This is a genomic window from Geomesophilobacter sediminis (genome assembly GCF_016458275.1).
In the GTDB taxonomy this organism is placed as follows: Bacteria; Desulfobacterota; Desulfuromonadia; order Geobacterales; family Geobacteraceae; genus Geomesophilobacter; species Geomesophilobacter sediminis.
In genome coordinates this window covers 37,224-51,176 of the sequence record NZ_JAEMHM010000025.1, presented here as the reverse complement: position 1 = coordinate 51,176, position 13,953 = coordinate 37,224, and the positions used below count along the sequence as shown (strand labels likewise).

Annotated in this window: 11 protein-coding genes; 10 read left to right on the top strand and 1 reads right to left on the bottom strand. The window is 61.5% G+C overall.

The annotated features are described in order from the left end of the window. Window positions 1-65: 65 nt before the first annotated feature. The 3 genes from JFN93_RS22835 (at window position 66) to JFN93_RS22825 (ending at window position 4,502) form a co-directional block, all read left to right on the top strand. A complete protein-coding gene (locus tag JFN93_RS22835) occupies window positions 66-1,034 on the top strand; it encodes a radical SAM protein (RefSeq protein WP_199386695.1) in 969 nt (322 codons plus the stop codon). 253 nt (window positions 1,035-1,287) lie between these two features. Then, complete coding sequence (locus tag JFN93_RS22830; RefSeq protein WP_199386694.1) at window positions 1,288-2,808, top strand: DUF2284 domain-containing protein; 1,521 nt, start codon at window positions 1,288-1,290, stop codon at window positions 2,806-2,808. 296 nt (window positions 2,809-3,104) lie between these two features. Further along, window positions 3,105-4,502, top strand: coding sequence for a B12-binding domain-containing radical SAM protein (locus JFN93_RS22825; RefSeq protein WP_199386693.1), 1,398 nt, complete (start codon window positions 3,105-3,107; stop codon window positions 4,500-4,502). Between the two features lie 250 nt (window positions 4,503-4,752). Here JFN93_RS22825 and JFN93_RS22820 read toward each other — a convergent pair whose 3' ends face one another. Then, window positions 4,753-5,766 (bottom strand): cytochrome c3 family protein, encoded by a 1,014-nt coding sequence (locus JFN93_RS22820; protein ID WP_199386692.1) that lies wholly within the window; start codon window positions 5,764-5,766, stop codon window positions 4,753-4,755. A gap of 155 nt (window positions 5,767-5,921) precedes the next feature. Here JFN93_RS22820 and JFN93_RS22815 point away from each other — a divergent pair, with 155 nt between their 5' ends. From JFN93_RS22815 to JFN93_RS22785, 7 genes are all read left to right on the top strand, one after another. Then, window positions 5,922-6,452: a DUF4124 domain-containing protein gene (locus JFN93_RS22815; RefSeq protein ID WP_199386691.1), complete on the top strand. Its 531-nt coding sequence runs from the start codon at window positions 5,922-5,924 to the stop codon at window positions 6,450-6,452. Window positions 6,453-6,530: 78 nt separating this feature from the next. Continuing rightward, the gene (gene nadC, locus JFN93_RS22810; RefSeq protein ID WP_199386690.1) at window positions 6,531-7,361 is read left to right on the top strand and encodes a carboxylating nicotinate-nucleotide diphosphorylase; all 831 of its coding nucleotides are present in this window, start codon (window positions 6,531-6,533) and stop codon (window positions 7,359-7,361) included. Continuing rightward, entirely contained in the window at window positions 7,358-8,341 is a 984-nt protein-coding gene (locus JFN93_RS22805; protein ID WP_199386689.1) for a biotin--[acetyl-CoA-carboxylase] ligase, read from the top strand. Before nadC ends, JFN93_RS22805 begins: the two co-directional genes overlap by 4 nt. 305 nt (window positions 8,342-8,646) lie before the next feature. Next, complete coding sequence (locus tag JFN93_RS22800) at window positions 8,647-9,411, top strand: type III pantothenate kinase (RefSeq protein WP_199386688.1); 765 nt, start codon at window positions 8,647-8,649, stop codon at window positions 9,409-9,411. A 122-nt stretch (window positions 9,412-9,533) separates the two neighbouring features. Beyond that, a complete protein-coding gene (gene fusA, locus JFN93_RS22795) occupies window positions 9,534-11,633 on the top strand; it encodes an elongation factor G (RefSeq protein ID WP_199386687.1) in 2,100 nt (699 codons plus the stop codon). 227 nt (window positions 11,634-11,860) lie between these two features. After that, complete coding sequence (locus JFN93_RS22790) at window positions 11,861-13,015, top strand: SPOR domain-containing protein (protein ID WP_199386686.1); 1,155 nt, start codon at window positions 11,861-11,863, stop codon at window positions 13,013-13,015. Between the two features lie 8 nt (window positions 13,016-13,023). After that, window positions 13,024-13,938, top strand: a complete 915-nt coding sequence (locus JFN93_RS22785) for a hypothetical protein (RefSeq protein ID WP_199386685.1) — start codon at window positions 13,024-13,026, stop codon at window positions 13,936-13,938. The last annotated feature ends 15 nt before the right edge of the window (window positions 13,939-13,953 follow it).

The window sequence follows — 13,953 nt, the reverse complement described above, 5'->3', positions numbered from 1 at the left end:
CGCCGGTGCTGCTGATAACGTCGAGGCAACGAAGAAGCTTTGGCGCAGGCGGCCGGGAGGAAGAGATGAAACCGGTGCGAGAAAAGAAGGTCGTCCAGATTGAGATCACCAACGCCTGTGTGAACCAGTGTTCCAACTGCTCCAGGTTCGTCGGCCACCACCGTGCGCCGTATTTCATGGAGTTCAAGGTGGTAGAGCGGGCGATCGATTCGCTGCTCGACTTCCCGGGCGGGGTCGGGATCATGGGTGGGGAGCCGACGCTGCACCCCCGTTTCGTTGAAATCTGCGCCCTGGTAAGGAAGATGCTGCCGCCGGACCGCCGGTTTCTGTGGACCTCAGGGCATAACTGGGGGAAGTACCGCGGTGTCATCCGGAAAACCTTCGGCTCGAACGTCATTTACAACGATCACCGCGATGTCACCCAAAAGCATCACCCCATGCTCCTGAGCATCAGCGACGTCATCGACGATCCGGCGAGTGTCGCCCGCTTGCTGGCTCGATGTTGGGTGGACCAGCGTTGGTCCGCGGCGATCAATCCCAAAGGGTGCTTTTTTTGTGAGATTGCCGCGGCCATGGACGTGCTTTTCGATGGGCCGGGAGGACTTTTGATCGAGCGCGGTTGGTGGAAGAAGGATCCCGCCGCCTTCCAGGACCAGCAGGACCGGTACTGCCTGCACTGCGGCGCCAGTGTTCCGTACGCGCCGGCCACCTTGGCCGAGGGGCACGACGTGGTTTCCGAGACCAACTACCGCAAGCTGCTTCATGTCGAGTCGCCCAAGGCAAAGAAAGGAAAGGTTCAGGTGGTTTCCGAGAAGCTATCTCCTGGCGCGGTAAAAAGTGCCGAAGAGTGGGAGCCTTGGAACCACCTCGGGGTCATGAAGGAGGAGGGGACCGGCAAGGGGGATGCAGCCCTGTACGGGCGCTTCCACGGGTGGCTGTACCAGACGAGGAAGGAACTGATCGAGAAATCCAAGGTGCTGCGCAAGGTCGATTTCGTCGTGTTGAGGGTTTTGTGGCGGCTGGGTGTCTGGTGAACCAGGCCGCCCGCAACGGCCCGGGTTTCAATCTTGGTGTCCAAAGGGAGTCGGCTGGTCCGGCTCCTTTTTTTATGGCCGGGGGGCGGGTGGCGGAATTGGGCGGGGCGCCGCTGGCTGCGCCCATTCCGGTGCTGCCGCTTGACCGGTTTATTTCCGGTAACGGCTCGCTTAATTCGGCCAATCCCGTTGCTTCGAGCCGCGGCATGCGGTAGTATGCCCGCTTCCCCATGCAGGATTCTCAAGAGGACCAATGAAAATAGCACCGTCGGAAAACTCCTATCTCAAATTCTCCCAAGTCGTTGCCGGATATCGCGTTTTTCAGCTGGTTCGGCATGCCGTACGTCTCGGTGTTTTCGAGGCCGTTGGCTCCGACGGCAACGCTGCCGGCATTATTAAAAGGACCGGCATGAAGGAGCCGGAGGGGAAAAGGTTTCTCGATCTACTCACCGCGGCCGGACTGCTGGAACGTTACGCCGACCACTACTATCTCTCCCAGTTTTCCCGCAAGTTTCTCTTGAAGGATGCTCCCCTGAGCCAGCTTGACGTCGTCAATTTCGAGGAAGTGGTTATGGCGAAATGGGCGGCGCTCGACACGGTCCTGGTCGAGGGGCAGGGGGCCCGCCAGGCAGAGCTTCCCGAGGCCGAGTATCGGGAACGGCTGCGTCTTTTCCAGGGCGCCATGCACCAGGCGGCCGTGGTGCGCGCCGATGAGCTTTGGACCGCCCTCGACTTTCTGCCGGAGCACGGGACGATCATCGATGTCGGCTCCGGCGACGGAACCTATCTCAAGGCATTTCTGGAGCGGCACCCGAATTGGGACGCCGTGGCGTGCGATTTAGCCGACGTGCTCACTTTGAGTGCCCTGGAGGGCTATCCCGCGGTAACCACACGGCCTTGCAACATCCTGGATGCCGAGGAGAGCGCGCAGCTGTGCGCCGCCTGGAGGGGGCAGGCATCGGTTTTGCTCTTCTCCAACGTCCTTCATTGCTATAACGCGGCCGAAACGGCCGACATCCTGGGACGGCTCAAGGATCTCGTCGCTTCGGACGGCCTGGTGGTGGTACACGACTTCTTTTCCGACGCGAACGACTTCAGCGCCTTATATGACGGGCACATGCTGGCGAACACCTACAGCGGCCGCACCTACGGCATCGACGAGACCAAGCGGCTCCTCGATGGCGCCGGATTTTGTCATGCGTCCGAGTACCATCTCCCTTCCGCCTCCAGTGTGGTGGTTGCCTCGGCCCGGCCACTGGTCGGCGCCGTCAGTGATCCGTTGCCCCTCTTGCAACGGGAGGCTCTAGCCTTGGGGCTCATCGATGCCAAGCCCCTTCCCGCCGACTCAATTCGGGTCGAGCCGTGGGTTAAGGCGAAGTGCCGCTACGGATGCGGCCTTTACGGGCGGAAATGGAGCTGCCCGCCGCACTCCATGGATGCCGGGGAGTTTGCCGAACTACTTACTTCCTACCGGCGTGCCTTGTTGGTGGTGGGGCAGCCGCCGTTGCGCGATTTTCAGGAACGGCTGCTGGAGTTGGAGAAACGGGCTTTTCTGCAGGGGATGAAAAAGGCGCTGGTTTTCTCCGGCGGTCCCTGCGTCTGGTGCGAGAGCTGTCCCGAACCGCGCTGCGCCTTTCCGGAGAAGCGGCGCCCTTCGCTGGAATCGTGTGGGTGCGACGTCTTCGAGTTGGCCGCCAGCTGCGGGATCAACCTGCGGCCGGTGAAGGAAAAGGACGATTTTGTCCAGTACGTAGGAATGCTGCTGGTGGATTGAAAGTTGAATGCAAAAGCCCACCGCAAAAGGGCGCGCTGAGGAGCGCAAAGGAGAAGGGCCCTTCACTTGTGGGAGCGCCTTTCCAGGCGCGATGCGCCCCGAGCCGGGCGCTGACCGTCTTAGACCGCTTGAGCAGATTATTAGTCCGAGCATGCGCCAAACGCGGCAGGAGCGACCTTCCGGTCGCGATTCCCTGCTGCAGGTCGCGACAGGAGTGTCGCTCCGACCAGAGCAAGCGATCACCCCCCCAGATCGCGACCAATGTCGCACGCGAGGAGGCACCGGTTCCCAATCCTATGAAAATAGTCATCGTCGAAAATCCCAGGCCGCTCACCATTGAGCATTACAACGACGTCGCCAATGCCCCCCTCTCCGCGAGCCTCAACAGCGGCTATGCGTTGGCCGTCGCCCGCGAGGCCGGCTGGGAGACCTGTCATCTCGACTTCACCCGGTCCGCCGAAGGTGACGCGTCCCTTGCCGCCGCCATCCTTGCCACCGGTGCCGATCTCGTCCTTTTTCATTGGGTTTACAGCTGGGGCAACGACGGCCGGGTCGCCGGCATTATCGATCTTTTGCAGCGCGAGCGCCACGTCATCGTCGGTGCCTTCGGACTTTTTCCCACCTTGGCCGGCGCTGCCCTGTTCGGATTCGCCGGTGGCCTGGATTGTCTGTTGATCGGTGAGTTTGAGGCGAGCCTAAAAGAATTACTGCTAAGCATGGAATGCAAGGGGAGACCGACCGGAATTGCCGGCGTGGCCTTGCCGGGAGAGCCGTTTCGACGCCGGGAGGTTCATCGTGACCTATCGTGGCTCCCGATTCCCGATGACGTCGGCATCAACGCCGGCCTCAGCAGCATCAACGTTGCCGCCAGCCGGGGATGTTTCGGGAATTGCGGTTTTTGCTTCATTCCTACGTACTACGGGGCTCCGGGGCGCCGGGTACGAGCCGTCGAGTCGCTGGAGGCCGAGCTGGACGCCCGTCTCGCCCGAAGGAAGGCCGACCACGCATATTTCATCGATCCCACCTTTTTTGGCATCGGCGCCGCGGAAAAGGAGCGGGTACGGCGGATCGGGAAACTCCTCGCTCAGAGGCGGGTTGGCTTTGGATTCGAGTGCCGGGTCGATACGGTCGATAGGGACCTGCTGGAGGATTTGGGTAGTGACGGCGCCACCGATATCTTTCTCGGGGTCGAGTCCGGATGCGATGCCGCCCTGCGGCGGATGAACAAGCGGGTTACCAAGGAAGATATCGTCCGCGCCGTGAAGTCGGTGCAGCAGGTGGGGATCAACCTCCACGTCGGCTTCATCATGTTCGAGCCCGACACGACCTTGGATGAGGTGGGGGAGAACTTCCGGTTTCTCGAAGAGCTCGGTCTTCTGAGCGATCCGGATCGGACCGTGAACCTTCTCTATCACAGCCAGATCGTTCTCTATGGATCGAGAAGCTGGGAGCGCTTCGAAAGGGAAGGACGCCTATTGAAGGATGAACGCCTTCCTTTCGAAGCATCATTCACCTTCCGGGACCCGAAGGTCGCCAAGGTCTGCGCCGGGATGAAGGAGATCGCCACGGAGTACTTCTTGAAGGGGGAAGGCAAGGTAGCTGCCGAGCACATCGGCACCTGCGGAAGGGACGGGAGCGAAGCGGTGAACGCGCAGATGAAGGAATCTTTCCTGCGCCTGCTTCGAGAGGCATAAGCCGGATCTATTAAATCTCGTTCCCGAGGTCCACCTTGAGAACGACACTGCCGTTCAAAGCTCCAGCTTTGTATAGAAGCCTCACGAAGGAGGAGCTTCGAGAAAGATTGCGTTCCCAAGGCTGGAACTTGGGAACGAGCTAAAACCGCTCCCTCACCCCGACCCTCTCCCGGAAGGCGAGGGGCAACGGAACAAAAAAAGGCGGGACCGATTCGGTCCCGCCTTTCTTGCTTCTATCTGAGAACTTCTTCTAGTTGTTGTGGCAGCGGTCGCAGTCGCCGGAGGTCGGGAAGGCGTCCTGGCCGTTGTGGCACGCACCGCAGGAGCGCCCCTGCTCCATCTGGTGCATGGTGTACTGCTTCTGCCCGTGGGAATACGGGAAGAGCTTGGTGTGGCAGTCGGCGCAGCCGTAGTTGTTGACGTGCTTGTCGTGGCTGAACTTGACGTAGCCTTTTTTCAGCTGGAAGGTGACCACGCCCGGCTTGAAGCCCTGGTGGCACTTGTAGCAGGCCCCGGTGGTGGTGAAGGCGGCCTTGCCGTTGTGGCAGCCACCGCAGGATTTCCCCTGGGCCATGTCGTTCATGGTGAACTTCGTGGCGGTGTTGTAGGGGAAGAGCTTGGTGTGGCAGTCCTGGCACTTGTATTTCTTCAGGTGGTAGTCGTGGCTGAAGGTGACCGGGCTGATCCCGGCGAACTTGAAGTTGATGTCGTGCGGCTTCATCCCCTTGTGGCACTGGTTGCAGTTGCCGTTGGCGGTGAAGGCCCGCTTGCCGTTGTGGCAAATGCCGCAGGACTTGCCCTTTTCCATCTGTGCCATGGACCAGTGGCCGTTGCCGCGCACGAAGTTGGCGTTATGGCAGGCTTTGCACTGGCCGCCGGTCTTCTTGACGTGGAAGACGTGGTCGAAGGTGACGTCCGGAGTGTTTTTGATCTTGAAGGTGATGCTCTTGGTAGCGCCCTTGTGGCAGTTTACGCAGGCCTTCTCATCGGCTACGCTGAATGCCTTCACGCCCGTGTGGCAGGCACCGCAGGATTTGGTCTTTTCCATCTCTGCCATGGTGAAGTGGTGACGCTCTTTCAGATTGAAGATCGCGTTGTGGCAGACCTTACAATTGTTGTTATATTTCCTCAGGTGAATTTCATGGCTGAAGACAACCGGCTCCGCGCCCTTGATCGGGAACTTGATGTCTTTAGTCTCGACCGCCCAGACTGTGAGGGGCATAGTACACAGGATCAATAGGAAGATGGCAAGACGAAACTGCATGGTACTCTCCTTAAGGCGTTGTATTTGTTAAATGCCCGGGGTTTGGCTACAGCCGCAGTAATATACACAGTGCGACGGAACTCGTCAATTCAAAAGTATTGGATCAAATTTATCTTTTTACTTCCACCGTCGTCGACTGTTCCGGAGGTAGCGACATGAATAGATTTCTCACAGCTCTCTGTTTTATCGCGGTTTTTTCATCATCCATTGCGGCCGCCCCCATATACCAGTGGACCGACGCCAACGGGGTCACCAACTTCACCGACGACCCCGACTCGATCCCGAAAACCTACCGCGGCAAGGCGATTCGCAGGGAAAACGATGGGAAAGTGAAGGCACCCAACCCGGCAACCCAAAATGCCATTCCGCCGGCACCACCGCCCGGGGCAAACCACGCGGAGCCGAGCCACGGCGGGCATGTCCGCGGGTGGTGGGGCGAGCGGTTCCGGACCTTGCGGGAGGAGATCCAGAACCTGAAGGCGGCAATCGATCAGAAACAGACCCAGTTGGTGGAATTGCGCCGCAAACGCGCCATCTTCATGAGAGGCAGGGACCGTGAGGCGGTCAACATGGCCCAGGCTGAGATCGATGCCGACAACGCGCGCCTGGCCGATCTGGAAAGGCAGCTCAAAGTGCTGGAGCAGAATGCCGATGAAGCCGGTGTTCCGGCGGGTTGGCGCCAGTAGTTCAATCTTTATTACCGGTTGCGGGGCATGGTCCAGCTGTGCTATAAAAATATGCCTTACGACTGGGGGAAAGATTTAATGAATGGACTTGATCGCATCATAGAAAATGCCCTCGCCGAGGACATCCATACCGGCGACGTTACCACGCTCGCCATCTTGCCGACTCCGCGCCGGATGCGCGCCCGCCTGATCGCCAAGGAGTCGATGGTTCTGGCCGGGATCGCCGTGGCGGAGCAGGTTTTCGCCATGGTCGACCCGACTGCGGAGTTCACCGCCCATTTCCACGACGGTTACCAGCTGCAGAAGGGGGACCTGATCGCCGAGGTGGTCGGCGACGGCTCCGCGCTGCTCCAGGGCGAGCGGGTTGCGCTCAACTTCCTGCAGCGGATGTGCGGCATCGCCACCCAGACCGCGGCCTACGTCCGCGAGGTCGCCGGCACCGGAGCCCGCGTCGTCGATACCAGGAAGACCACCCCGGGACTGCGGGTGCTCGAGAAGTACGCGGTTCGTGTCGGCGGCGGCATCAACCACCGCACCGGCCTGTACGACGGCGTGCTCATCAAGGAAAACCACATCGCCGCGGCCGGCGGCGTCGTCGAGGCGATCCGGCGCGCCCGCGCCTACGTTCCGCATACCCTGAAGATCGAGATCGAGACGGAAACCCTGGAGCAGGTAGGCCTTGCCCTGGAGGCGGGCGCCGACATCATCATGCTCGACAACATGACGCTGGCCGAGATGACCGAGGCCGTGCTGGTGATCGGCAAACGGGCCCTCGTCGAGGCTTCCGGCGGCGTGAACCTGCAGACCATCCGCGCCATCGCCGAAACCGGCGTCGACATCATCTCGGTCGGGGCGCTGACCCACTCGGTCCGGGCGATGGATATCTCCATGCTCATGGAGGATCGTTGAAAGGGGCGGATGTCGACGAGGGGATACTGGGACTCTTCCGGGAGGGGGAAGGCTTCGTCTCGGGTGAGGAACTGAGCCGGCACCTGGGGGTCTCCCGGACCGCCGTCTGGAAACACATGAAAGGGCTGAGGGCACAGGGGTACCACATCGAGGCGGTGCCCGCCAAGGGATACCGGCTGGTTGCCGCGCCGGATCGCCTCACCCCGCGGCAGATCATGGCAGGGCTGCCAGCCCGCCGCATCGGCGGTTCCGTCATCTGCCTCAAGGAAACCGAATCCACCAACGCGGTTGCCTTCAAGCTTGCCGAGGAAGGTGGCGTCGAGGGAACCGTGGTGATCGCCGACGCCCAGTCGGCAGGGAAGGGGAGGCTCGGTCGCGTCTGGCTTTCCCCCCCCGGAGTAAACCTCTACTGCTCCGTCATCCTGCGTCCCCCGATCTCCCCCGTAGCCGCCTGTCAGCTCACCTTCCTCTCCGTCGTAGCCGTTGCGCGCGCCGTCGAAGCCTGCACTACCGTCACGCCCCAGATCAAATGGCCCAACGACATCCTGGTGTCGGGTAAGAAGGTCGCCGGCCTGCTCAACGAGATGAACGCCGAAACCGAGAAAGTGAACTTCGTCGTGCTCGGGATCGGGGTGAACCTGAACATGCGTGCCGACCAGTTCGGCACCACCCTGCGCCATCCGGCGACCTCGCTTTTCGAGGCGGGTGGGGTGGAAGTGAACCGGGTCCAGTTTGCCCGGACGCTTTTGGCTGAACTGGACCGGCTCTACGAGGTTTTCCTGAAGGAAGGCGAGGCGCCGATCCGGTCCGAATGGCTGGAGCGCTCCCGGATCTGCGGCCGAGGCGTCAAGGTGAGCTGCGGCGAGCGCGAGTTCTCCGGGGTCGTGGAAGGGCTCGATGCGTTCGGCGCGCTTTTGGTGCGGCTTTCCGACGGCAAGCTGGAAACGGTTCTCTCAGGAGATGTAAGTCTGATCAATTGACAATGGATAATTGACAATTGACAACGAAAACCGTTTTGTCGCAGCGGGTCGGACCTTTCTCGGTAGAGGTAAGGCCGATTAAGTCCCCCTTTAGCAAAGGGGGATTGAGGGGGATTTGCCTTTGAGGGAGTGCGTTTTCAGAGCATTGACACGCCTCAGAACCTAAATCCCAGCCCTCTTTTTTCCAATGGGGGAGCTGAAAGCTTACCGGCATCGGGCCTCAGGGAATCGGCGTTGCTGCCGATATAAAGTAACACTGCGGATGAGGGACCATGGTCAATTGTCCATTGAGATAGGAGGTTTGCTTGCTACTGGTCATTGATGTCGGCAACAGCAACATCGTGCTGGGGATTTACGACGGGGATACCCTGATCCGCGACTGGCGGGTCTCCACGGACAAGTCGAAAACCACCGACGAGTACGGCATCCTCTTCCACGAGCTGTTCCACCTGGCCGGCATCGCCTTCTCCAACATCAAGGACATCATCGTCTCCTCGGTCGTTCCGACCCTGACCGGCGTCCTGGAACGGCTCGCCAAACAGTACTTCAACACCACCCCCTACGTGGTCGGCCCCGGCATCAAGACCGGCATGCCGATCCACTACGACAACCCGAAGGAAGTCGGGGCGGACCGGATCGTCAACGCCGTTGCCGGTTTCGAAAAATACCGGACGCCGCTCATCATCATCGATTTCGGCACCGCCACCACCTTCGACTACGTCAATAAGAAGGGGGAGTACTGCGGCGGGGCGATCGCCCCGGGGCTGGCCATTTCCATGGAGGCGCTCTTCCAGAAAGCCAGCAAGCTGCCGCGGGTCGACATCGCCCGCCCTCCCAGCATCATCGCGAAGAACACGGTGAACTCCATGCAGGCCGGCGTCTTCTTCGGCTACGTGGGGCTGGTCGACGGGATCGTGCAGCGGATGAAGGCCGAAGGCAAGGACAATCCCAAAGTCATCGCCACCGGCGGGCTGGCATCGTTGATTGCGCCGGAATCAACCACCATCGAGCACGTGGATGAATTTCTCACTCTGGAGGGGCTGCGGATCATCTATCTCAGAAACAAGTAGGGAAGATCGTCGTTCCATAAAGTCACTGGCAGTACCTGCTCCATCGTTGTATTCTCAAATAGTTCCGGAAGAAGTTCGTTTTCCTTAACCTTAACCTGTTTCTATGAATCTAGGGGGGCGCTATGGGAAGGTACGAAACGGCAAAGTTGAGAAACCTTGGAATTGTGGCTCACGGGGGCGCAGGCAAGACCTCGCTCAGTGAAGCGATCCTTTTCAACACCGGGATGGTCGACCGACTCGGACGGGTCGATGACGGCACCTCGACCATGGACTTCGAGCCGGAGGAGATCAAGCGGCGCATCTCCATCACCTCCTCGCTGGACCACTGCGAGTGGAAGGAGTGCTCGATCCACCTGGTCGACACCCCGGGATACGGCAACTTCATCGCCGACACCCGGGCCTGCATGCGGGCGCTCGACTGCGCCGTGGTCATCCTCTCCGCCATTTCCGGGGTTAAGGTCCAGACCGAGGAAGTGTGGGCCTGGGCCAACGAGTTCGAGATTCCGCGCATCGCTTTCGTCAACAAGATGGACCGCGAGCGGGCGAGCTTTTTGCGCGCCATCGACGACATGGAAAAGGCGCTCGGAGCGCGCAGCGTGGCGTTGCAGATCCCGATGGGGGCCGAGGAGAACTTCTCCGGCGTCATCGATCTGATTCACATGAAGGCCTACCAGTTCCAGAAGGATCTCTCCGGCAAGTTCCAGGAGATCGACATCCCGGCCGAATACCAGGCCGAGGCGAGCCGGATGCGCGACCTCATGGTGGAGACGGTAGCCGAGGCGTACGACGCCCTTACCGAAAAGTTCCTCGATACCGGGGAGCTGACCACCGACGAGATCCTGGACGGGCTCCGGGTCGGCACCCTGCGCAGCACCTTCACCCCGGTCCTTTGCGGCTCCGCGCTGATGAACATCGGCGTCGCCCAGCTTTTGGACGCCATCTGCGCCTACTTGCCGTCTCCTTTGGACAAGACCGCCGCGGTGGGGACCGACCCGCGCAACCAGGAGATCGTCGAGCGCAAGCCGGCCGAGAACGAGCCGTTTTCGGCGCTGGTCTTCAAGACCACTTCCGATCCCTACACCGGCAAGATCAGCATCTTCCGGGTCTATTCCGGCGTGCTCAACTCCGACTCCACCGTGTACAACTCCACCCGGGGGACCCAGGAACGGATCGGGCAGATCTACGAGCTGGAAGGGAAGAAGCAGCACGCCATCAAGCAGGCGGTGGCGGGCGACATCGTCGCGGTGGCGAAGCTCAAGGAGACCATCACCGGGGACACCCTGTGTGACGAAGGGAAACCGGTCGTCTACGAGCCGGCGAAGCTTTTGCTGCCGGTGATCTCCTACGCCATCGCGCCCAAGACCAAAAACGACGAGGACAAGATCCACTCCGCGCTGCACCGGATGATCGAGGAGGAGCCGACGCTGGAGTCGCACCGCGACCCGCAGACCAACGAGTTCATCATCTCCGGGATGGGGCAGGTCCACCTGGAGGTCATCGTCGAGAAGATGAAGCGGAAGTTCGGGGTGGAGGTGCTCCTGAAGACCCCGAAGGTCCCCTACCTGGAAACCATCCGCGCCAGCGCCAAGGTGCAGGGCAAATACAAGAAGCAGTCCGGCGGGCGTGGCCAGTACGGCGACTGCTGGATCGAACTCTCCCCGCAGCCGCGCGGCGAGGGGTACCTGTTCGAGGACAAGATCGTCGGCGGGGTCATCCCGCGCCAGTACATCCCGGCGGTCGACAAGGGGATCCAGGACGCCGCCAAAGAGGGTTTCCTCGCCGGCTACCCGGTGGTCGATATCAAGGTCGCGCTCTACGACGGCTCCTTCCATACCGTCGACTCCTCCGAGCTCGCCTTCAAGGTCGCCGGTTCCATGGCATTCAAAAAGGCGATGGAGCTTTGCAAGCCGGTCCTTTTGGAGCCGATCGTCAACATGAAGATCACGGTTCCCGACGAGAACATGGGGGACGTCATCGGCGATTTGAACTCGCGGCGCGGCAAGGTCGTGGGGGTCGAGCCGAAGGCGAACGCGCAGATCATCCGCGCGGTGGTCCCGATGTCCGAGGTGCTGACCTATTCCAACGACCTCCGTTCCATGACCAGCGACCGCGGCCTCTTCAGTTCCGAGTTCTCGCACTACGAAGAGGTGCCCAGCCACCTGGCCCAGAAGATCATCACCGAGTCGGGGGCCGCTAACAAGGGTAACGGCAACAACCATTAGCCGGTGGGGCTGGGGCGTCCCCGGGATGCCCCGGCCCGATCGCCGAATCGGCAGTCTGGCAGGGATGGCGGCGTAGCTCGGGAAGCTTTTCTTTCCCCCGGCTCCCCGTTATCCCTGTTGCTTGTTTTCAGAAGTACGCAATCCCCGTCCTTCGTCCGGCATTGCCGCGGGGGGCGGACCGCAAATGATTCCCGGTCGGCCCGGGAGAGTTCAGGAGGAACCTTTACATGGCCCACGAAAACCAGCCGGATACCGAGGAACGCGCCCAGACCAAAAGCTCCCAGAAGTCGCTGCTCTTGCTCCTGGTGCTGGTAGCCGTTCTCTATGGTTATCTCTACTTCTTTACCGGGCTGATCCGGCCGCGTCCCGAGGCGCCTCCCCCCCAGCAGGCCCAGACCGTGGTGAAAAAGCCGCTCCCGCCGCGCGGCGGAGAGGCAGGCGAGGCAAAGGGAAAGAAAGGCGAGGAGGAGAAGGTTGCCGCTGCCAAGCCGGGCGACAAGGGAGCCCAGGAGGCACCGCCGGGAAAAGGCGCGAAGCCTGCTCCTGCCAAAGCGGAAAAAGGTGCCAAGCCTGCCGTAGCCAAGGAAGAAAAGGGTGCCAAGGCCCCCGCCAAGGAGGCTGCCGCCAAGGTCCCCGCCGGCAAGGAGGCGAAGGAGTCCAAGCCTGCGGTAGCCGCGGCCGACAAGGCGGCCAAGGCCAAAGCGGAGAAACCGGCCCAGCCCGCGGCCAAAGCGGAGAAGACCGCCAAGACCGCTCCCGCCGCTGCCAAGAGCGCGCCGGCCAAACCGGCCGCCGGGAAGGATGCCAAGGGCGCGGTTCCGGCCAAGACGGCCGTTGCGGCAAAGGGCGCTCCCGCCAAACCGGAAAAGGGCGATGCGAAACCGCAGGCGACCAAGGCTGCGGCGTCCAAGGCTGCGCCGCGCGGCGCATACACCCTGGAGCTTGCCGGGGACCTCGCCGAGAGCGAAGTGAGGTCGGTGACCGCAAAGCTGAAGAAAGCCGGCATCAGCGGCATGGAAAAGACCAAGATGAAAAAGGGCGAGCCGATGCACCGGCTCTTCCTGGCGGATTTCGCCAACAAGGATGAGGCGGCCGAGGAACTGCAGCGTCTCAAGCAGACCGCCCCGGATGCCTTCATGCTGACCGAAAACGGCCGCTACGCGGTCTACGCCGGTTCCTATCTGCGCGAAAAGAAAGCCGCCCTGGAACAGGACCGCCTCTACGACAAGGGGGTGAAGCTCCTTTTGCGGACCGCCACCGCTCCGGTTGCGGTGCTGAAGGTCCGCGCCGGGAGCTTCCCCAACCAGGCCTCGGCCGAGCAGGCCCTGGAGCGGCTGAAAAAGACCGGGGTTGATGCGAAGGTAGTGAAGACCGGCAAATAAAGGACCCCGTGGCGCAAAAAGCGACGTTCACATTCTCGGCCGCGGCCGCCCCGTACCTGGCCCAGGATGCTTCCCGCGAGAAGCGGCTGCTGGGGGCGGCGGGGCCGCCGGAACTTTTGCCCCTGGAGCGGCTGCAGCTTCTGGTCTGCCTGGGCAACGATCCGGATGCCGAGGTGCGCGACCGTGCCACGGCCACCCTGCGCGCCCTGGATTCGCGCTGGATCGAAGAGGTCCTCCGGGACCCGGCACTGCATTGGCGACTTCTCGACGTACTGGTGAAGTTCCACGCCGGCCGCTCCGAACTGGTCCCGCTCTTTCTCGCCCATCCGCTTTTGTCTCCCCAGGCGGCGGCGTTTCTTGCGGCCAAGGGGGCACCGGCATCGGTCCCGGCTCCCAGAGCCGCGGAGCCTGCCGCCGAGCCCGACGCACCGGTTTCACCTTCCGATTTGAACGCGGCTGAAGGGGAGGGCGAGGCCGAGGAAGAGTCCGACGAGATCGACGAGGAAGAGTACCAGTCGAAGTACCAGATGGCCCAGAGCATGGGGGTCGCCGAGAAGATCAAGGCGGCCCTGACCGGGGACAAGGAGTGGCGCACCCTGCTGATCAAGGACAGCAACAAGCTCGTCTCGGGGGCGGTGATCAAGAACCCGCGCCTGACCGAGAACGAGGTGCTGACGATCGCGAAATCCGCGGTGCAAAACGACGAAGTCATGCGGGTGATCTGCGCCAACAAGGAATGGGTGAAGAATTACCAGATCCGCAAGGCCCTGGTGGAAAACCACAAGACGCCGCTCCCCAACGCGCTGCGCTACGTGGCGACGCTCACGGAAAAGGACCTGGCCATGCTGGCCAAGAGCAAGAACGTCTCCACGGTCATCGCCACCCAAGCCCGGCGGATCTTGATGAGCAAATCTCAGAAATAAACAAAGGGGGCTTCC